Origin of the sequence: Pseudomonas sp. FR229a, assembly GCF_030209115.1 — a bacterium.
In the GTDB taxonomy this organism is placed as follows: domain Bacteria; phylum Pseudomonadota; class Gammaproteobacteria; order Pseudomonadales; family Pseudomonadaceae; genus Aquipseudomonas; species Aquipseudomonas moraviensis_A.
Map to the genome: position 1 here is coordinate 1 of NZ_JARVSP010000014.1, position 20,777 is coordinate 20,777.

The 20,777-nt window shown below is 61.5% G+C and carries 15 protein-coding genes, 1 tRNA gene and 1 pseudogene; 4 read left to right on the plus strand and 13 right to left on the minus strand.

Annotation, left to right across the window (positions count from 1 at the left end):
- Positions 1-179: 179 nt before the first annotated feature.
- The 4 genes from QRN33_RS12590 to ptsP form a co-directional block, all read right to left on the minus strand.
- Complete coding sequence (locus QRN33_RS12590; RefSeq protein WP_285408833.1) at positions 180-1,721, minus strand: alkaline phosphatase D family protein; 1,542 nt, start codon at positions 1,719-1,721, stop codon at positions 180-182.
- Positions 1,722-1,902: 181 nt separating this feature from the next.
- Entirely contained in the window at positions 1,903-3,636 is a 1,734-nt protein-coding gene (locus tag QRN33_RS12595) for a PTS fructose-like transporter subunit IIB (RefSeq protein WP_285408834.1), read from the minus strand.
- Positions 3,637-3,647: 11 nt separating this feature from the next.
- A complete protein-coding gene (gene pfkB, locus QRN33_RS12600; protein WP_123418233.1) occupies positions 3,648-4,589 on the minus strand; it encodes a 1-phosphofructokinase in 942 nt (313 codons plus the stop codon).
- Positions 4,589-7,450, minus strand: coding sequence for a phosphoenolpyruvate--protein phosphotransferase (gene ptsP, locus QRN33_RS12605; protein ID WP_083354206.1), 2,862 nt, complete (start codon positions 7,448-7,450; stop codon positions 4,589-4,591). Before ptsP ends, pfkB begins: the two co-directional genes overlap by 1 nt.
- A gap of 305 nt (positions 7,451-7,755) precedes the next feature.
- On the opposite strand from ptsP, the gene cra reads away from it, so the two are divergent.
- A complete protein-coding gene (gene cra / locus QRN33_RS12610) occupies positions 7,756-8,751 on the plus strand; it encodes a catabolite repressor/activator (RefSeq protein WP_042608873.1) in 996 nt (331 codons plus the stop codon).
- A 3-nt stretch (positions 8,752-8,754) separates the two neighbouring features.
- Entirely contained in the window at positions 8,755-9,531 is a 777-nt protein-coding gene (locus tag QRN33_RS12615; RefSeq protein ID WP_285408835.1) for a TatD family hydrolase, read from the plus strand.
- Positions 9,532-9,655: 124 nt separating this feature from the next.
- On the opposite strand, the gene QRN33_RS26720 is transcribed toward QRN33_RS12615, so the two are convergent.
- The 5 genes and pseudogenes from QRN33_RS26720 to QRN33_RS12635 all read right to left on the minus strand — a co-directional run bounded on the left by QRN33_RS26720 (position 9,656) and on the right by QRN33_RS12635 (position 15,610).
- The gene (locus QRN33_RS26720; protein WP_502944977.1) at positions 9,656-10,585 is read right to left on the minus strand and encodes a methyl-accepting chemotaxis protein; all 930 of its coding nucleotides are present in this window, start codon (positions 10,583-10,585) and stop codon (positions 9,656-9,658) included.
- Positions 10,562-11,653: pseudogene (locus QRN33_RS26725) on the minus strand (methyl-accepting chemotaxis protein); the annotation flags it as partial. The pseudogene QRN33_RS26725 and the gene QRN33_RS26720, both read right to left, overlap by 24 nt.
- 321 nt (positions 11,654-11,974) lie before the next feature.
- Positions 11,975-12,814, minus strand: a complete 840-nt coding sequence (ampE, locus tag QRN33_RS12625) for a regulatory signaling modulator protein AmpE (RefSeq protein WP_285408837.1) — start codon at positions 12,812-12,814, stop codon at positions 11,975-11,977.
- The gene (gene ampD / locus QRN33_RS12630) at positions 12,811-13,371 is read right to left on the minus strand and encodes a 1,6-anhydro-N-acetylmuramyl-L-alanine amidase AmpD (protein WP_042608869.1); all 561 of its coding nucleotides are present in this window, start codon (positions 13,369-13,371) and stop codon (positions 12,811-12,813) included. Before ampD ends, ampE begins: the two co-directional genes overlap by 4 nt.
- Before the next feature lie 64 nt (positions 13,372-13,435).
- The gene (locus QRN33_RS12635) at positions 13,436-15,610 is read right to left on the minus strand and encodes a DUF1631 domain-containing protein (RefSeq protein ID WP_285408838.1); all 2,175 of its coding nucleotides are present in this window, start codon (positions 15,608-15,610) and stop codon (positions 13,436-13,438) included.
- A gap of 267 nt (positions 15,611-15,877) precedes the next feature.
- On the opposite strand from QRN33_RS12635, the gene nadC reads away from it, so the two are divergent.
- Positions 15,878-16,726: a carboxylating nicotinate-nucleotide diphosphorylase gene (gene nadC / locus QRN33_RS12640; RefSeq protein ID WP_064364496.1), complete on the plus strand. Its 849-nt coding sequence runs from the start codon at positions 15,878-15,880 to the stop codon at positions 16,724-16,726.
- A gap of 103 nt (positions 16,727-16,829) precedes the next feature.
- On the opposite strand, the gene QRN33_RS12645 is transcribed toward nadC, so the two are convergent.
- Complete coding sequence (locus QRN33_RS12645; protein ID WP_042608866.1) at positions 16,830-17,129, minus strand: DUF6388 family protein; 300 nt, start codon at positions 17,127-17,129, stop codon at positions 16,830-16,832.
- Between the two features lie 275 nt (positions 17,130-17,404).
- Between QRN33_RS12645 and QRN33_RS12650 the strand changes: the two genes are divergently transcribed.
- Positions 17,405-17,899, plus strand: coding sequence for a hypothetical protein (locus tag QRN33_RS12650; protein ID WP_285408839.1), 495 nt, complete (start codon positions 17,405-17,407; stop codon positions 17,897-17,899).
- Between the two features lie 7 nt (positions 17,900-17,906).
- Here QRN33_RS12650 and QRN33_RS12655 read toward each other — a convergent pair.
- The 3 genes from QRN33_RS12655 to rpsO all read right to left on the minus strand — a co-directional run bounded on the left by QRN33_RS12655 (position 17,907) and on the right by rpsO (position 20,758).
- Positions 17,907-17,982: transfer RNA gene (locus QRN33_RS12655), tRNA-Thr, on the minus strand.
- Positions 17,983-18,178: 196 nt separating this feature from the next.
- Complete coding sequence (pnp, locus tag QRN33_RS12660; protein WP_042608864.1) at positions 18,179-20,284, minus strand: polyribonucleotide nucleotidyltransferase; 2,106 nt, start codon at positions 20,282-20,284, stop codon at positions 18,179-18,181.
- A gap of 204 nt (positions 20,285-20,488) precedes the next feature.
- Positions 20,489-20,758 (minus strand): 30S ribosomal protein S15, encoded by a 270-nt coding sequence (gene rpsO, locus QRN33_RS12665; RefSeq protein ID WP_016771751.1) that lies wholly within the window; start codon positions 20,756-20,758, stop codon positions 20,489-20,491.
- Between the last annotated feature and the right edge of the window lie 19 nt (positions 20,759-20,777).

Sequence of the window (20,777 nt, forward strand, 5' to 3'; positions counted from 1 at the left end):
GAGATCGACGCCGACCTGAACGTCCTCCACGGAATCCAAAGCCAAGAGCCGAAACGAGGGAAGTTTTCTCATCCATAATCGCCTCGCTCTCCCAGGTCGATGTATGACGCAAGACACCTCGGTTGGCCCCCTCTCCCTCCGGGAGAGGGCTGGGGTGAGGGGCTTTTGATCTGGAGTAATTAAACAGGCTGCAACTTCTGCTCAAACACCGCCACGCCATCCAGATCCCGCAACACCACACTCATCTCGCCGCTCTGCCCTTCGATATTCACCTCACCAAAAAACTGAAACCCGGCAAACGGCGAGGTGTTCTGCGCAGGCGGCGCTTTCTCGAACACCACCTCCGGGCCGAACGTCTTGTCCAACGGATTCGGCCCGAAACTGCCGGCATTCAGCGGCCCGGCGACGAATTCCCAGAACGGTTCGAAATCCTGAAACGCCGCGCGGTCCGGGTGATAGTGATGCGCCGCGCAGTAGTGCACATCCGCCGTCAAAAACACGAAATTGCGCACCTGCTGCGCGCGCAGGAATCCGAGCAATTCGGCGATTTCCACTTCGCGGCCCTGCGCAGGTCCCGGGTCGCCGTTGGCCACGGCTTCCCAACGCGCAACGCCCGGGCTGACCTCGCCGTCCGGGACGCCAAGGCCGATGGGCATGTCCGCCGCGATCACCTTCCACTGCGCCTTCGATGCCTTTAATTCGCGCTTGAGCCAGTCCAGTTGCTCGCGCCCGAGAAAAGGTTTGGCCGCGCCAAGATTGTCATCATTGGCTTCGCGATAACTGCGCATATCCAGCACGAATACATCGAGCATCGGCCCGTAACCGAGCTTGCGATAGATCCGCCCGCCACCGTCCGCCGCCCGTAAGCGCATCGGCGCATATTCCAGCCATGCTTGCCGCGCGCGCCCCACCAGCTTGTGGATATCTTTCTCCTGATAGCGCTCATCCAGTTGTTTGCCTGGTGACCAGTTGTTGACCACTTCGTGATCGTCCCACTGCCAGATCTGCGGCACTTCGGCGTTGAAGCGGCGGATGTTTTCGTCCATCAGGTTATAGCGATAGTTACCGCGATAGTCGTCGAGAGTCTGCGCGACTTTGCTCTTGGCTTCGGTGGTGATATTGCGCCAGACGCGGCCACTCTCGGTGGTCAGTTGCGCAGGCACCGGGCCGTCGGCGTAGATGGTATCGCCGCTGTGGATAAAGAAGTCCGGCAGGCGCAGGCGCATGGCTTCGTAGATGCGCATGCCGCCGATGTCCGGGTTGATGCCGAAGCCCTGGCCGACGGTGTCGCCGCTCCAGACAAAACGGATGTCACGCCTGGCCGTCGGCACGCTGCGCAGATGACCGAACCACGGTTCGCTGGCCACGCCAGTCTGGGCGTCTTCGAAGTGCACGCGATAGAAGATTGCCTGGTTGGCCGGCAGGCCGGTGAGTTCAACGCGGGCGGTGAAATCACTGCGCGCATCGGCCAACGGCGAGACGAATTTGCGCGGGTTGCTGAACAGGCTGCCGGTGTCCCACTCGACCACCATGCGCGCCGGGCGATCGCTGCGGCTCCAGATCATCGCGCGGTCGCCGAGCAGGTCGCCGGACTGCACGCCGTCGGTGAGCTGCGGACGATCCTTGACCGAGGCAATCACCGCCGGCGCCAGCCCCGGCAGCAACAGCCCGGCGCCAACCGCTTGCATGACGCGACGCCGGCCGAGATTGAAATCGCTCATGGTGTTCTCCCTGCAAAAGGGAAAACTTAAACACGGGTGTATGAACCCGCTATGACATTGGCCACACAGCAATTCAAATGTAGGAGTGAGCCTGCTCGCGATTGCGGTGGGTCAGTAACTTCAACACTCACTGACACATCGCTATCGCGAGCAGGCTCACTCCTACAAGGGGATCGCGTTGTCAGGCGTTAACGGGGTCAACTGCCAGCTCGACAGCCTCAGGCCTTTTGAGCAGCGCATACACCACCGCCGTGACCAGGCTCCCCGCGACAATCGCCAGCAGATACAGCAGCGCATGGTTGATCGCATTCGGGATCGCCAGCACAAACAAGCCACCGTGCGGCGCCATCAGCTTGCAGCCGAAGTACATCGACAAAGCACCGGTCAGCGCACCGCCAGCGATGCTCGCCGGGATCACCCGCAGCGGGTCTTTCGCCGCAAACGGTATCGCCCCTTCGGAGATGAAGCACAGGCCGAGCACGAAAGCCGCTTTGCCGGCCTCACGTTCAGTCTGGGCAAACTTGCGCCGGGCAATGAACGTGGCGATGCCCAGGCCAATCGGCGGCACCATGCCCGCCGCCATGGTCGCGGCCATCGGTGCGTAACTCTGCGAGGCCAGCAGCCCCACCGAAAACGCATAGGCAGCCTTGTTGATCGGCCCGCCGAGGTCGACGCACATCATGCCGCCGAGCAACACGCCGAGCAGAATTGCGTTGGTGGTGCCCATGCTGTCGAGGAACTGCGTCAGCGCGGCGAGCATGCCGGCGACCGGTTTGCCGACCACGTAAATCATCACCAGACCGGTGACCAGACTGGCCAGCAACGGGATGATCAGAATCGGCTTCAACGCCTCCAGGCTCTGCGGCAATGTCACATAGCGGGCGATGGCTTTGGCGGCATAACCGGCAATGAAACCGGCAATGATCCCGCCGATGAACCCGGCGCCCAAGGTGCCTGCGAGTAGACCGCCGATCATCCCCGGCGCAAGGCCCGGGCGGTCGGCGATCGAGTAGGCGATGTACCCGGCCAACAGCGGCACCATCAGCTTGAACGCGGTTTCGCCACCGATCTGCATCAGCGCTGCCGCCAGCGTGCCTTCTTCCTTGTACGCGGTGATGCCGAACACGAATGACAACGCAATCAGCAAACCACCCGCCACCACCATCGGCAGCATGTACGACACACCCGTGAGCAGGTGCTTGTAGACGCCGGTTTTCTCGGACTTGGCCGGAGCCTTGCCGTCGCTTGCCGCACTTTCTACAGCGCCTTCAGCCAAGGCTTTTTTCAGCGTCGCTTCGGACTGCTTCAGCGCAACGCCAGTGCCGCAGCGATAGATTTTCTTGCCGGCGAAACGCTCGGTGGCGACGTCGATATCCGCCGCCAGCAGGACCACATCGGCCTCGGCGATGGCCGTTGCGCTGAGCGGGGTTTTCGCGCCCACCGAGCCTTGGGTTTCGACCTGCAATTCATAGCCCAGACGCTTGGCAGTCTGCTGCAACGCTTCGGCGGCCATGAAGGTGTGGGCGACACCGGTCGGGCACGCGGTGATAGCAACGATGCGCGGCGCACGCGCTGTATCGATCGCTGGTTCGACTTCGCCCGCCACGAAGACTTCGGCTTCTTCAGCACCGCGACGCAACACCGCTTCAACATCCTGCAAGGCCTGCGCCGGAGCAATCTGGAACACGCGCTTGCCGACAAACCGACTCATGTCCACCGCGCCGGTGGCAACCAGCAAAACCCACTCGGCGGCTTCGATGGTCGCTGCCGACAATTCGCGTTCCGGGTGCGCCGGATCGACCACTTCGACGCTGGTGCTCCAGCCCTGGCGCTGCGCCGCTGCATCGAGCAGACGCGCGCACAGGACACTGGTGACCATGCCGTTCGGGCAAGCCGTAACAATGGCTAACTTCATGACAAACCCTCTTATTGTTCTGTCAGGGGACGCACGCGCACGCCCTGTTCGAGCTGCGCCAGTTGCGCAGGGTCGTTGATGCCAAAACCGATCTGGGTCACCGCCATCGCCGCAATCGCGGTGGCGGTGCGCAGGGTTTGTTCGGGGGTGTCGGCGCTGAGCAGACCGTGGAGCATGCCGGCGAGCAATGAATCGCCGGCACCGACCGTGCTGGCCACGCTGACCTTTGGCGGCGAGGCATGCAGGGCCGAGCCGACACTGAACCAGTTCACGCCGTCAGCGCCGTGGGAGATCACCACGTGCTCGATACCTTGCGCATGCAAGCGTGCCGCGGCTTGTGCTTCAGCGATTGGCGAGACCACTTCGCAGCCGAGTGCGTGGGCCAGTTCTTCGGTGTTCGGTTTGATCAGCCAGGGGCTTGCCTGCAACGCGGCGCGCAGGGCTTCACCGCTGGAATCGAGGGCGACTTTCAAGCCGAGTGCATTGAGCTTGTCGATCAGCTCGCGCAACCACTGCGCAGTGACGCCGCGCGGCAAACTGCCGGCGACCACTACCGCATCGTGCCCCGGCGCGATCTGCAGCAGGCGATCAAGCAACGCTTGCTGCGCATCTGCATCGACCACCGGGCCCGGGCCGTTGATGTCGGTGATGCGCCCGTCCTGCTCGGCGACCTTGATGTTGCTACGCGTCTCGCCGGGCACGCGGATGAACGCGTCGACAAAACCACGCTTGGCGAACAGGGTTTCGAATGCTTGCAGATTGTCTTCGCCGAGAAAGCCGCTGACGGTGACCTGATGACCAAGGTCCGCCAGCACTTGGGCAACGTTGACGCCCTTGCCCGCAGCGTGGGTGTGCATCTCGTCGCTGCGATTGACCTGACCGGCATCCAGCCGTGACAGCTCGACGGTCAGGTCGAGTGCCGGGTTGAGGGTCAGGGTGAGAATCTTGGCCATTACAGGGCCTCCACTAATGCGCGCACTTCATTCGCGCTGCCCACGGCCAGGGCCTGTTGAGCGAGGGTTTGCGCCTGGGTCAGGCTGAGTTCACGGATGCGCGCCTTGACTTCGGCAATGCTGCGACCGGACACGCTGAGCTCGTCGACACCGAGGCCGACCAGCACCGGCACCGCCAGCGGATCGGCCGCCAGCTCGCCGCAGACGCCCACCCATTTGCCATGGGCATGGGCGGCGCGCACGGTGATGTCGATCAGTTGCAGCACCGCCGGGTGCAAGCCGTCCGCTTGCGCGGACAGGGTCGGATGACCACGGTCGATGGCCAGGGTGTATTGCGTGAGGTCGTTGGTGCCGACGCTGAAGAAGTCGACTTCCTTGGCCAGCACCGGCGCGAGCAATGCGGCCGACGGCACTTCGATCATGATCCCCAGTTGCAGATCGGCGACCGGAATCTCTTTGCGCAGACGCTCGGTCATGTCGCGGGCCTGGCGCCACTCTTCGACGCTGCCGACCATCGGGAACATGATCCGCAGCGGGCGGTTATCCGCCGAGCGCAGCAGCGCGCGCAGTTGCGCTTCCATGATCTGCGGACGCTGCAGGGTCAGGCGAATGCCGCGCACGCCGAGGAACGGGTTTTCTTCCTTGGCGATCGGCCAATATGGCAGCGGTTTGTCGCCGCCGACGTCAAGTGTACGCACCACCAGCGGACGCCCGGCGAGACCGTCGAGGACGCGACGGTACTCGGCCTCCTGCGTGGCTTCGTCCGGCGCCTGGGGGTGGGCCATGAAAATCAGTTCGGTGCGCAGCAGACCGATGCCTTCGGCGCCCTGCTCCACCGCACTGGTCACGCCTGCGCTTTCGCCGATGTTGGCGAACACTTCGACCGCATGACCATCGGTGGTGTGCGCCGGTTGATGGCGTTGTTCGGCGGCGATTTTCAGGCGTTGCTCGCGGGTGTCGCGTTCCTCAGCGGCGCGTTGCAGCGTCGCGGCATCGGCGTCGACATGCAGACGGCCACGCTGACCGTCGAGCAACAGTGGCGTGCCCGGTTCGAGCAGCAACACCGCCGCACCCGCGCCGACCAATGCCGGAATTCCGAGGGCACGGGCGACGATGGCGCTGTGCGCGGTAGCACCACCGCGCGCGGTGAGAATCCCCGCGACCCGTGCAGGATCCAGACGCGCAACATCGGACGGGCCGACTTCGTCCATCACCAGAATGTACGGCTGCTCCGGCTCATTCGCGGTTTGCACGCCACACAACTGCGCCAGCACCCGGCGACCGATGTCACGCAGATCCGCGGCTCGCTCGGCGAGCAAAGCGTCCTGCAGCGATTCCTGCTGTTTGGCGGCGGCTTCGATCACCGCCATCCACGCCGCTTCAGCGCTTTCGCCTTGCTTGAGGCGGGTGTCGACTTCGTCAGTCAGATCCGGGTCGTCGAGCATTTCCTGGTGAGTGATGAAAATCTCGCGGATTGCTTTGGCCTTGCTACGTTCGATCAAGCCCTGAATGTCGCGGCGCACGTCGCTCAGCGCTTGCTTGAGGCGCTCGCGCTCGATCGCCGCCGACTCGCCGCGCAACGGGTAATCGATGGCCTGCAGCACCTGAATGTGCGCCGGGCCGATGGCGATGCCCGGGGCGGCGGGGATCGCTTGCAACAGGCTGCCGGAGGCCGGAGCGACCAGCACTTCGGCGATGTCGGCGATCACTTCGCGCTGCTGACTTACGGCCGGCAGCGGCTCGACCTCTTCACCGAGGCCTTCTTCAATCGCCGCGAGCAGGGCCGGCAAGGCATCGGCGGCAATGCTCGGTTCGGCGATCAGCTCCAGCACCTGACCGCGCCGGGCGCCGAGGCTGAGCAGTTTGCTCAGGCTCTTCACCGACACGGCACTGTCCTGACTGTCGACGATCCGCACGCGAATTTCGCCATCAAAACTTTTCGCCAGTTGCGCGAGGATCTTCGCCGGGCGCGCATGCAAACCGTGGGCATTGGCCAGGGCAATACGCGCGCTCGGCCAGTCTGCAGGCAGTTCACCGCCCAACACTTCGAGGACTTTGCGGCTGCTGGTGGCGCGGCCCAGTTCGTGGCCGCGACCTTCGATCAGCAACGCGCACAAACGTTCGAGCAATGCCTGATGCGCTTCGCCCAGGCTCGCCAGGCAGAACAGACCGCTGAGCGGCTGGCCAAGGTAGCGCATCGGTTTGTCCGGGGTGACGAACGCCAGCCCCGGACGCTTCACGGTTTGCTCGCTGTGCAGCCACCACAGACCATCGCCCAATGGCAGCGCTTCGACTTGCTGCAACACGCCGGCAAAGCCGTTGCTCACGCAGTCGGCCTGACGCAGCAGGCGCGCGCCGCGCCAGACCAGTTCTTCGAAATCGTCGGCCGACACACCGAGGCCGATCATCTGTGCGTCCAGCGCCAGTTCCTGCGGCGCGCCTTGCAGCAACTTCAGCAACGCTTCGGGCGAGCTGGCGCGACGCAACGCCTGGCCCAGATCGGTCTCACCGAGGGCACGGGTCAACAGTTGCAGCAGACGCAGGTGTTCGTCGGATTTCGCCGCGATGCCGATCGCCAGATAGACGATCTGGCCATCGCCCCAGTCGACGCCGTCAGGAAACTGCATCAGGCGCACGCCGGTGGCGAATACCTGATCGCGGGTTTCCGGGGTGCCGTGGGGAATGGCGATACCTTGACCGAGAAAGGTCGAGCCCTGGGCTTCCCGAGCCTGCAGGCCGGCGAGGTAGCCGTCGGCCACCAGACCGTCGGCGACCAGATGACTGGCGAGCAATTGCAGGGCGGCGGGTTTATCCACGGCCGACTGGCCCATGGATATCTGCTCTATAGTGAGCTCGAGCATGCGATCTCCTTTTTGGCGCAGTTCAACGCCAGGTATTGTTTTGAATGGTTCACAGCTTAGGCGCTCTGCCGCGCTTTTCAGCGGCAGTTTTGGCGGTTTCACGGCAGGACCGGCCAAAGGCGTCTAAAACGTAGAAAATACGCTTGCTGAAACGTTTAATCTAGATTGATCGGCACGTTACTCGATAATGTCTCATCCTTGAAGTCCAACTGGTCGGATCTGCCTAGGCAATAAGTCGGCTGCCCTTATCGGGTAGGATTGGCGAAAATGTCGCGGCATGCTCGAAAAAACAAGGAAATACCGGGTTGAAACTCAGTGATATCGCGCGGTTGGCCGGCGTCTCCGTCACCACCGCCAGCTACGTCATCAACGGCAAGGCCGAACAGCAACGCATCAGCAACGCGACCGTTGAGCGCGTGCGCGCGGTGGTCGATCTGCACGGCTTTACGCCCAATCCGCAAGCGGCCGGCCTGCGCAGTCGGCACACGCGCACCCTGGGCTTTATCCTGCCGGATCTGGAAAACCCCAGTTACGCGCGGATCGCCAAGTTGCTCGAACAAGGCGCCCGGGCGCGCGGTTATCAATTGCTGATCGCCAGCTCCGACGATGCGCCGGACAGCGAACGCCAGCTCCTGCAACTGTTCCGCGCCCGGCGTTGCGACGCGCTGATCGTCGCCAGTTGCCTGCCCGCTGGTGATGACAGCTATCGCCAGTTGCAGGCCAAGGGTCTGCCGATCATCGCCATCGACCGGGTCATGGAACCGGAGCATTTCTGCTCGGTGATCAGCGACGACCGCGAGGCCAGCCTGCACCTGACCCAGAGCCTGCTCGATCCACAGCCCAAGCAGATCGTGCTGCTCGGCGCCCGTCCGGAATTGAGCATCAGCCAGGAACGTGCTGCCGGTTTCCGCGAAGCGCTCAAAGATTTCCAAGGCGAGGTGCTGATCGAGCACGCCGAGTCGTTCAGCCGCGAGTGCGGCAAGCAATTGATGGAAGAGCTCCTGCAGCGCCTGGGGCATTTGCCTGACGCGCTGGTGACCACTTCTTACGTGCTGCTGCAGGGCGTGTTCGATGCGCTGCATGATTTCCCGCTGAAATCGCGGCCGCTGCGCCTCGGCACTTTTGGCGACACGCAACTGCTGGATTTCCTGCCGCTGCCGGTCAACGCCATGTCCCAGCAACACCAGTTGATCGCCGACAAGGCCCTGGAACTGGCCCTGGCCGCCGTCGAGCAGGACGATTACCAGCCGGGCGTGCAAGCCATTGCGCGGACCTTCAAGCAGCGTATTCATCGGGACTGAAGCGTGGAGCTGATCGACAGTCACACCCATCTCGACTTTCCCGACTTCGACGCCGATCGCGCGGCGCTGCTGGCCGAAAGCCGCGCCCTCGGGGTGCGGCGCATGGTCGTGCTCGGCGTGCATCAGGGCAACTGGCAACGGGTGTGGGACCTGGTGCAGAGCGATGCCGACCTGTATGCGGCGTTCGGTCTGCATCCGGTGTTCCTCGATCAGCATCGCCCCGAGGATTTGCACGCATTGGGTGACTGGCTGACGCGCCTGCGCGGGCATCGGCAGTTGTGTGCGGTGGGCGAGATCGGTCTGGATTATTTCATCGAAACCCTCGACCGCGAGCGCCAGCAAGCGTTGTTCGATGCGCAACTGCAACTGGCGGCGGATTTCGACTTGCCGGCGCTGATCCACGTTCGCCGCAGCCATGCGGCGGTGATCGCCACGCTCAAACGCTTCAAGCTCAAACGCACCGGCATCATCCACGCCTTCGCCGGCAGCCGCGAAGAAGCGCGGGAATACATCAAGCTCGGTTACAAACTGGGTCTTGGCGGTGCACCGACCTGGCCGCAGGCATTGCGCATGCATCGGGTTCTGCCGGAACTGCCGCTGCACTCGGTGGTGCTGGAAACCGACTCACCGGACATGGCCCCCGCCATGTTCCCCGGCCAGCGCAACAGCCCGGCGCATCTGCCGGCGATTTGCGCGGCGCTGGCCGAGCTGATGAATATCACCCATGAACAACTCGCCAACGTCAGCACCACCAACTGCTGCGAAGTCTTCGGCTGGTAACACCGCTATCCCCTGTGGGAGCGAGCCTGCTCGCGAAAGCGATCTGTCAGTGAGATCGTCAGTGCCTGCCCCACCGCCTTCGCGAGCAGGCTCGCTCCCACATTTTTGATCCGGCACCAGCCTTTCAGACGCGAAATGCGCTGATCAGTTGTTTGAGTTCAACCACCTGCGCCGACAGCGCGCGGCTGGCATCTTCGGTCTGGTGTGCACCTTGCGCCGTGCGTTCGCCGGCGCGGTTGATCTCGACGATGTTCTGATCGATGTCATGAGCCACGGCGGTTTGCTGTTCCACGGCAGCGGCGATCTGCTGGTTCTGGTCGACGATCATGCCCACCGCGCCGAGAATATTTTCCAGCGCTTGCTGGACCTTCTCCGACTGCCCGACCGTGCCATTGGCCATCTGATGGCTGACGCCCATGGCCTTCACCGCCGCGCCGACGCCGCCATGCAGTTTGGCGATCATCTGCTCGATCTCCTCGGTCGATTGCTGAGTGCGTTTGGCCAGGGTGCGCACTTCGTCAGCCACGACTGCAAAGCCGCGCCCCTGCTCGCCGGCCCGGGCCGCTTCAATGGCGGCGTTGAGCGCCAGCAGGTTGGTCTGCTCGGCGATGCTCTTGATCACCTCAAGCACACGGCTGATGGACTGGCTGTCAGTGGCCAGTTGATTGATCACCAGCACCGACTGATCAATCTCGCTGGCCAGCGCGGCAATGCTGCCCTGCTGCGATTCCACCAGACCGCGCCCGCTCAGGGTTTCGTCGTTGACGCTGTGGGCGCTGCTCACCGCTGCCGCAGCACTGCGGGCAACTTCCATTGAGGTCGCCGACATCTGGTTCATCGCCGTCGCCACTTGTTCGATTTGCGTACGCTGCCCGGCGACAGCCTGATTACTCTGCGCCGACACGCTCTCCACTTGCCCGGCCTGACGCTCGACTTCGCCGACGGTGTGGCCAACGCGTTCGATCAGGTCGTGAATCTTCTTCACCGTGCCGTTGAACACCTCGCCCAATTCGCCCAGTTCATCGCGGCTGCTGGCCTTGAAGTTGACGGTCATGTCACCGGCCGCAACTCTATCCATCATCGCCCCGAGGCTTTTCAGGGTGGTGCGGGTCGAGGCGTAGAAACCGCCGTAAAGATAGAAAATCAGCACGAACACCACCGACAGCGCCGAGGCTTGCAGAACCATGTGCATGCGGTTCTGCGCCAGACGTTGCTGCAACTGGCTGTCGAGAAATTTCAGCGTGGCTTGATTCAGCTGATAGGTGTGTTCCATCAGGCCGGTGACCTGATCGTAAAACCCCTGCCACGGCGCATCGAGGGTGTCGGCCATCACCACTTGTTCTTCGAACAATTCGCTGGCCTGCTTGAGCGAGGCCTTGCTGCTGTCGGCCTGGGCGCTGAGGGATTCACGGGCAGCGCTGCTGGAACCGAGGGCGTCTTGCAGCTTCAGGGCGTACTCAGCCTGGAGTTTTTCGATCTGCACCAGCAACTCGTCAAAACGTGTACTCGAAGAACTGTTTAGAAAGCCCTGGCCCAACGAATACGAACCCATCGCCCGGCCTTCGCCGAGCGTCTGCGTGACGCTCGGGGTGATCAGCGTGACCAGTTCGCTGAGCTGGCGGATATCACTCTGATTATCGCGGCTCAGCCCGGCCTGACTGGTGATGATCTGGCTGAAAATCTGCGCACTGGCCAGCAACTTGCCGATCAACGCGCTTTTGCTTTGCAGCGAGCTTTCCGCTTGTTGGGCTTTGAACGCGGCGATCATTTCATCGCGCTTGGCTTCGAATTGCCTGATCTGCTCGGGGTCTTCGGTCATCGCCGTCAGCCCTTCGAGGCGCGCAAGCACGGCCTGCTCCAAGGTCTGGATCTGCGCTTCGACATTGCCCGCCTTGCCGGACTGGCCGAGGGTGACGTCGATCTGCACCAGATTGTTCAGGGTTTCCAGATCGCGACGCAGGCTCAGGCTGCTGCCCAGCAGGTCGAGGCTTTGCAGTTCGACGCGGGTGCCCTGAAATTCGCGATAGGAGTCGCGCACCAGATAGAAATTGGTCACCAGCATCGGCACCAGGAACAGCACGCTGATCAGGCTAAACTTCATGCCGAAGCTCAGACGGTTCATCAGCGAGACGGCGGGATAGAGCAAGCTCTTCACTGGAAGTCTCCCTTGGTTTTTCTTGTTTTTATTGGCAGGCGCGGGGCGACAGCAGATAGCCACTATCGGGCGCTAACTCTGTATAGCGCAAATCGGCGGGGGGTTTTGTAACTTAAGGTTAACAACGCAAGGACCAGCAACAGACCACTGTGGCGAGGGAGCTTGCTCCCGCTCGGCTGCGTAGCAGTCGCCAATCAGACAAAAGCGTTGCAGGTGACGAACAGCGAGGGCGGCTTCGCCACCCAGCGGGAGCAAGCTCCCTCGCCACAATATGTTCATTTCAGATCGTCAGTGAACCAGAACAGTCCACAAGGCAAACCCGGCATACCACAGCACTGCCGCGCGCAGCAGCAGTTCCCACAGGCAGTCGAGGGTGTTGATGCCGTCCGGGCCGACCGCTGGCGGCGGGATTTCCCCGGCGGCCAGGCCGACCTTGTTGATCAACTGTGCAGCGCTGATGTTCCAGTTGAGCAGCTCATGCAGCATCACTCGGCTGACCGCGACGAAGTTGCCGACCAGGGCCAGACTTGCCGCCAGCAAACGCACCGGTACCCAATCGAAGGCGTGACGCAACTGCGCAGCCCGCTCGACCAGCGCCGGATTGTTGCCGTGCTCTTCGGCCAGCGCCAGCAAGCGATAGGCCAATGCCGCCACCGGACCAAGGAGGAAGTACCAGAAGATCACCGCGAAGAAACTCTGATAGGCCTGCCACAGCAGATGCCCTTGCACCCGCTCGAGCAATTGCTCGCCGCTGTCGGCGCAGATGTTCAGGTCGCGCTTGGCCACGTGCGCCGCCGCTTGCAGGTCCTCACGGCGCCAGGCATCGCGGAACGGCCCGAGGCCGCCGAGCAGATCGCCGCGTCCGAGGCTGTAAATCACCACCAGCAAATGCACCGGCAGCGCCAGCAAACCGTACGCCACCGGCTCCAGCACCAGCAACAACAGCGCCAGCAATGCCACCGGGAACAGCACCAGTATCGTCAGCACCAGCCACGGTTGTTTCGCCATCCGCTCACCGGCTTCGAGTTTGTGCAGTTCGCGGATCCATCCGCCATCGCGTTGAAGCCGATGGCGCAGGGCCGAAAACTTCTCGATCCACAGCGCCAGCAGTAACACCAGAAAACTCATTGTCCTTCCTCTTTTGCCAGGGCCGCGCGGTAGCGTGCCCAGTCGAATGCCGGTCCCGGATCGGTCTTGCGCCCCGGCGCGATATCGCTGTGGCCGCAGATGCGCTGATCGGTGATCGCTGGAAAACGCTCCTGCAACTGCCGGGTCAGCGCAATCAGCGAGCGATATTGTTCGTCGGTGAACGGCAGATCATCGGTGCCTTCCAGCTCGATGCCCACGGAAAAATCGTTACAGGTTTCACGACCTTCGAACAGCGAAACGCCGGCATGCCACGCCCGCTCCAGACAGGAGACAAACTGGGTGACCTTGCCGTCACGTTCGATCAGAAAATGCGCCGAGACGCGCAGGTCAGCGATGCCTGCAAAGTACGGGTGTTCGGTGACATCCAGACGATTCTGGAAAAATTCCTGCACCTTGCCCGTGGCGAATTGCGCCGGCGGCAGGCTGATGTTGTGGATGACCAACAGGGACACTTCGCCCGCCGGGCGCTCATTGAAGTTGGGTGACGGGCAGATCTGCACGCCATGACACCACCCGCTCGCGGGATCCAACTGCATACCGATTCCTTCAACGCCGACCATGTGGGCGCCCAGTATGCCGCGATCCGCCCTCGCCGCGCGATCACTTGCCGCGATTGAGTCGCCGCAGGTCGCCCAGCACCGTTTCCAGTGCGCGGTCGAACAGCAAAGTGTCCTCCAGCGCGCGGGCGCCACCACGGCTGAACGCCATGGCCAGATCGGTGCGATCGCGCTCCAGTACTTTCATGCCGGTGCGGTCGACGAAAACGTACTTGCCGGTCTCATCGATGATCGCCGCGAGCTTGCAACGCAAGGTCTGCTCGTCGTTCTCGTCGAACACCACCCAGTTGCCCACACGCAACTGCTCGACCTGACACAGGCCGGCATCGTCTTGCGCCGGGCGCGGCGATGGCGTGGCGGCATCAGCCAGGTCGGCGCTGTGCTGCAAGAGCTGCGGCGTGACTTCGATCAGGCTGTGATCGGCGTCGTCGGAGCGTTCCAGCACGCGCACGTGCAGCACCTCCAGTTCACTGAAGAATTCGCTGGTGGCAAACGGGTCGAACGCCGTGCTGCTCAGGCCATCGCGCAGCGACTTGAGCAAGCCGGGCACCAGTGCCAACAGCCGCAGGCTGGATTCGCCGTCGTCATGGCGTTGCACACTCCAGATCAACTGTTCCATGGTCTGCACGTCGGCGTGCCATTCGGCGGACTGATCGCCATGCTTCAGACAGGTCAGCAACAGCACGTTGCTCCAGGCCTGCTGAACGAAACCGACCACCGAGGCCGGCAGCACTTTGCCCGACAACGCCTGCTGCAGCGCCTGCGCTACGCGACGCTGAGCCAGCTCGGCTTTCGCCCGACCTTCCTCGGCATCGCGCAGGCGTTGTTCGAGCAGTTCGGTGCGGCGGCGTTCGTCCTGGGTGAAGGCGAGGAAATCGGCAAGCAGTTCGGAGAAGATCGCCGGGTCGTCGACGAACTCGCTCAGCAAGCGCTGCACCACTTGCTCTATGCGCACGTAGAGGCTGTCCCGCTCAGCACCGTCGCAATCGCTCCAGCCCATTGCGGCCTCGGCGATTTCATTGAGCAGGCGCCGCGCCGGATGGGTGCTGCGGCTGAAGAAACTCTTGTCCAGTACGGCGACCTTGAGCATCGGAATCTGCAATCGGGCGATCAGTGCCTTGAGCGCGTCGGGCACGTTGCGATCCTCGAGGATGCAGTCGAAGACCATGGCGATCAGGTTGATCACATCTTCATCGGCAGTCGCGACGACGCGGGAGCGGCCACTTCTGACGCTGACCCGGGTCAGCAGCTGTTCGAGCTGATGACGCAGATCGAAATCTTCCTGAGCCTCCAGCGCCGGTACGTATTGCTGCAAGTGCGACAACAACCGCAGCAGGTCGCGGGTGTTGATCGGATGCGCCGGAGCGCCGGGCTCCAGTGTCGGGGTGACACGGCCGCGCACGTGAGCGAGCAGTTGCTGCAGCGCGGCAAATACTTCCTCGACGCCTTCGTCCGCTGGCGGCGGCGCGTCGAGTTCTTCAACGAACGGGTCGCCTTCCCCACGTTCAACAGGACGCCGCGTTGTGGCCGGTTTCAGATGCGGCAATACGCCGGTGGCGAGCAGCAACTGATTGGCCTCGGCATACAGCTGTTCGGTGTCGGCCAGCACGTAGCGTTCGAACAGCTTGAGCAGGATCAGCTTGACCTTGATCTCGACGCCAAGATTACGCCCGGCCTGCAGGAAATATTCGCAGAGCATCGCCGGACTCAGCGGATTGTGCTGATCGTCGAGACGCTTGCCGAGCATCGAGCTGAACCGCGCGGTCAGTTGATCGAGGGCGAAGCCGTCGCGCTTGAGCACGCGGCTGACCATGGTCTGCACGGCGACGGTGCGTTCCATGGCATCGGTGCGCGGCGCCGCATCTTCGACCACCAGCGTGCGTGGCAAGGTAATGGCGGCAGGGTCGTATTGAGTGAGACCGGCGAAGGCTTCGAAAAACAGCTCGAGAAAGCCGCGCTCGATGTTCTTGCGCTTGAGGCGCAAGTCGCGCATGGCTTCGAAAAAGATGTTCTGATCGACGTCGTTGCGCGCCCGGTCGGCCATTTCGAACAGCGTGTCGTCGGCGTTATCGAACAGTTCCTGCAGATCGTGGCGCAGCTGCTGCGCAGCCTTGTCGCGAACCTGCAGCAGAATCACCGGCAGGCGGGCAAGCGGCGAGTGCTCCGCCACATCGGCAGTCGCCCGGTGCAGAGGCACCACTTTCCCGTCGTTACGCATCCAAGCCTCCTGGAACAGTGATTCGGTTCGTCGCTTTGACACCGCCTCTCGCAGAGTCGTTCGTCAAAGCCATGACGTCAAATACAAGGCGGATTATCTGGCAAAAGATGGCGGCGATGCTATAGGCCTCAGGGTTTCCCCTATACGCCACGAACCCCGCACTCGGCTGAGAAAATCGACCAGATGCAGGCAGGCACGCGCGTTCTCGCCTTGGGTTGGCTCGCGCCCTGCCCCTATAATCGAATCACTTTGTTTGTGGAGTCCGTTATGCCGAATCTACGTCTCGCCGATCTGACCGCCGAAATCGAAAACAACGTGCGCCGTGCGTTGCTTGAAGACGTCGGCAGCGGCGACATCACCGCGCAACTGATCCCGGCCGAACGCCTGGCCAAAGCCACCATCATCACCCGTGACGACGCCGTCATCTGCGGCACCGCGTGGGTCGATGCGGTGTTTCGCCAGCTCGATCCGCGTGTGGCGGTGCATTGGCAAGTGGTCGACGGCCAGCGGGTCAAGGCCAATCAGCCGCTGTTCCACCTGGAAGGCCCGGCTCGCTCACTGCTGACAGGTGAACGCAGCGCGTTGAACTTCCTGCAGTTGCTGTCCGGCGTGGCGACGCGCGCGCAGTACCTGGCGGACTTCGTCGGCGCGACGCAGGTCAAGTTGCTCGACACCCGCAAGACCCTGCCGGGCCTGCGCCTGGCGCAGAAATACGCGGTGACCTGCGGCGGCTGCCACAACCACCGGATCGGTCTGTACGACGCCTTCCTGATCAAGGAAAACCACATCGCCGCCAGCGGTGGCATCGCTGAAGCCGTGGCCGCCGCGCACAAGATCGCCCCGGGCAAACCGGTGGAGATCGAAGTGGAAAGCCTTGAGGAGTTGCAGCAGGCGCTGGAAGCCGGCGCCGATATCATCATGCTCGACGAACTGAGTCTGGACGACATGCGCGAAGCGGTACGCCTGACCGCCGGCAAAGCGAAACTGGAAGCCAGCGGCGGCATCAACGAAAGCACGCTGCTGCCGATCGCCGAAACGGGCGTGGATTACATCTCGATTGGCGCGATGACCAAGGATGTCAAAGCGGTGGATCTGTCGATGCGACTCAGTCTCTGAGCTGCAAGCTGCAAGCTGCAAGCTGCAAGCTGCAAGCTGCAAGCTGCAAGCTGAGCGATTGTGCTTTTACTTGTAGCTTGCAGCTTGAAACTTGTAGCTGCTTTTAAACGACGAGATTATTCATCTCGCAGTACTCATCCCACTCGACACCCAAGACTTCAGCCGCTTCCTTGTGCAGTACGAGGCGCTGCGCTTCGAACTCTTCCGGCGTGCTGGTGTACTTGAGGGTCAGCTCCCAAGGCTGCAAGCCCTGCGCTTCGGCTTCGTCTTCGAAGGCCCACTGGATCTGGTCTTTCTGATCATCGGGACTCAAGTCCTTGATCTCTTCCTTCAAGTCCGGCACATCCAGAAGGTATTTTTCCAGCGCTTGTTCGTGGCGTTGCTCTTGGGTCAATTCAGTCATGGGGTTCTCGCTGATCTTAGGAATGGAGGATGGATCTGGATCATCAAGGATCTCTCTGACGCGGACTGGCCGGCCTTCGGAACCATTCGGGATCATCTGAAAACTGCTAAGCAATGCTCATGCAGGCACAGAATATAGGACGTTTGCATGACGAATTACACGGCTCTTTACATCTCTTGCACAAAAAGCTGACCTGCGGAACATAAACGCGTAATCCAAGTCATAGCGAAGTGCCACTTCGGTACACAACATGCTGTTCACAAGGAAAACCAGTGATGCGCAGCTTCTTGAAAATCTCCGCGGTTGTCTCTACTACCACTTTGATCGCCGCTCTGGCCTTTCCCGCCAGCGCCATGGCCGTTGAGTTGAGCTCCAGCAGCCCGTCCTATGGCGACAAGGTTTCACTGATCCACAACGATTATGGCAAGGACGTCGTGATCAAAAGCGATATCAGCATTGATGAGCTGCAAAAGATGCGCGACACCCTCAATGACCAGTCGCGCCAGATCGAAGAATTCAAACGTAGCAGCGGTTCGGGTTCAACCGCCAGCGCCAAGGAGATCGACGAACTGAAGAACAGGGTCAAGGAACAGGACCGCGAACTGGAAAGCCTCGGCCGCCAGGTTGAAGAACTCAAGCGGAACAGCGGCTCAAGCTCCAACTCGAACAGCAGCGAGATCTCGAATTTGAAGCAGATGGTCAACAATCAGGATCGGGACATGGATCAGCTTAAACGTACTGTCGAGGATCTGAGCCGCAAGGTGAAATAAACGAGGATGGTGCCCGAGACAGGAATCGAACCTGCGACCTTCGCGTTACGAGTGCGCTGCTCTACCGGCTGAGCTACACGGGCGATGGGCTAAACCTAGCATCGGTTTTCACAAAAGCAAAGATCGCAGCCTGCGGCAGCTCCCACATGATCGGATTATCAAACCGCTTCTGTGGGAGCTGCCGCAGGCTGCGATTTTTTGCTCTTTATTCAAGGCAAAAAAATGCCCCCGCCGTTTGCACGGCAGGGGCATCTTCATTGCGCTAAAGCGTTGGGCTGATTAAACGCCCGAAGCCTTGGCAGCTGCCACGTCTTTGATGGACAGCTTGATACGGCCGCGGTTGTCCACGTCCAGTACCAGCACTTCGACTTCCTGGCCTTCTTTGAGGATGTCGGTGACTTTCTCTACGCGAGCGTCGCTCAGCATCGAGATGTGCACCAGACCGTCCTTGCCCGGCAGGATGTTGACGAATGCGCCGAAGTCGACGATGCGCTCAACCTTGCCGACATAGATCTTGCCGATCTCGGCTTCTGCCGTGATGCTCAGAACGCGCTGACGCGCGGCTTCTGCGGCATCCTTGGTTTCGCCGAAGATCTTGATCGAACCGTCGTCTTCGATATCGATCGAAGCCTTGGTTTCCTCGCAGATCGCACGGATGGTCGCGCCACCTTTACCGATAACGTCACGGATCTTGTCGGTGTCGATCTTCATCGCGATCATGGTCGGAGCGTTGGCCGACAGCTCGGTACGCGACTGGCCAATGATCTGGTTCATCTGGCCGAGGATGTTCAGGCGCGCTTCAAGGGCCTGGCCCAGAGCGATTTCCATGATCTCTTCGGTGATGCCCTTGATCTTGATGTCCATCTGCAGCGCGGTCACACCTTTGGCGGTACCGGCTACCTTGAAGTCCATGTCGCCCAGGTGATCTTCGTCGCCGAGGATGTCGGTCAGGACGGCGAACTTCTCGCCTTCTTTAACCAGACCCATGGCGATACCGGCCACCGGTGCTTTCATCGGTACACCGGCGTCCATCAGCGCGAGGGAAGCGCCGCACACGGAAGCCATCGAGCTCGAACCGTTGGATTCGGTGATTTCCGACACCACGCGGATGGTGTACGGGAACACGTCAGCGGCTGGCAGCATGGCCGAAACCGAACGACGGGCCAGACGGCCGTGACCGATTTCGCGACGACCGGCGCCACCCATGCGACCACACTCGCCTACCGAGAACGGCGGGAAGTTGTAGTGCAGCATGAACGGATCTTTCTTTTCGCCTTCCAGGGTGTCCAGCAGTTGCGCGTCACGGGCGGTGCCCAGTGTTGCCACAACCAGTGCCTGGGTTTCGCCACGGGTGAACAGCGCCGAACCGTGAGTCTTCGGCAGAACGCCGACTTCGATGTTCAGCGGACGTACGGTGCGGGTGTCGCGGCCGTCGATACGTGGCTTGCCGTTGACGATGTTTTCGCGAACGGTGCGGTACTCGATTTCGCCGAAGGCTGCCTTGACTTCAGCAGCGCTAGGCTGGCCTTCTTCACCGGACAGCTTGGCAACCACTTGGTCACGCAACTCGCCCAGACGCGCGTAGCGGTCGGCCTTGACGGTGATGGTGTAAGCCTGGGAGATCGCTTCGCCGAACTCGGCACGGATCGCGCCCAGCAACTCGGTGGCTTCAGGCTGTGGAGCCCAGTTCCAGGTTGGCTTGGCGGCTTCGGCAGCCAGTTCCTTGACTGCGTTGATCACAACCTGGAATTCGTCGTGAGCGAACAGTACCGCGCCCAGCATCTGGTCTTCGGTCAGCTCTTTGGCTTCCGATTCAACCATCAGCACGGCGTCGGAAGTACCGGCAACGACCATGTCCAGGCTCGAAGCGGCTTGCTGTTCATAAGTCGGGTTCAGCAGGTAGCCGGTGCTTTCGTGGAAAGCCACGCGAGCGGCGCCGATCGGGCCGTCGAATGGAATGCCGGAAATGGCCAGGGCAGCCGAGGTACCGATCATCGCAGCGATGTCCGGATCGGTCTTCTTGCTGGTGGAAACGACGGTGCAGACAACCTGCACTTCGTTCATGAAGCCTTCTGGGAACAGCGGACGGATCGGACGGTCGATCAGTCGGGAAGTCAGGGTTTCTTTCTCGGAAGGACGGCCTTCACGCTTGAAGAAACCGCCAGGGATCTTACCGGCAGCGTAAGTCTTTTCCTGGTAGTGAACGGACAGAGGGAAGAAACCCTTGCCCGGATCGGCTTGCTTTGCACCGACAACAGTCACCAACACGCTGACGTCGTCGTCAACGGTGACCAATACTGCGCCGGAGGCCTGACGGGCGATACGGCCTGTCTCGAGGGTAACGGTCGATTGACCGAACTGGAATTTTTTGATTACCGGGTTCACGGTGTCCTACCTTCTTTGTGGCTCTTGGGGGAAACGGTTTCTTGCGAATTCTTGGGCAATCTCGGGAATCGGCCCGATGGCAATTGTCCGGGTGTTACAGGTAAAGCCATGCTGCAGATAAAACTTGAGGCTGGGAGCCTGCAAGGCGCCAGCGGAAAACCGCTGACGCCCGACAGACCACCAACCTCATAGCGCAATCGCTGATTAGCGACGCAGACCCAGGCGAGCGATCAGAGCGGCGTACCGGCTCACGTCCTTGCCTTTCAGGTAGTCCAGCAGCTTGCGACGCTGGTTAACCATGCGGATCAGACCACGACGGGAGTGGTGATCTTTACCGTTGGCCTTGAAGTGACCTTGCAGTTTGTTGATGTTGGCGGTCAGCAGTGCAACCTGCACTTCTGGCGAACCAGTGTCACCAACAGCTTGCTGGTAGTCAGCAACGATTTGAGCTTTTTCTTGAACGTCGAGAGCCATGAGGCAATCCTTCCTTATC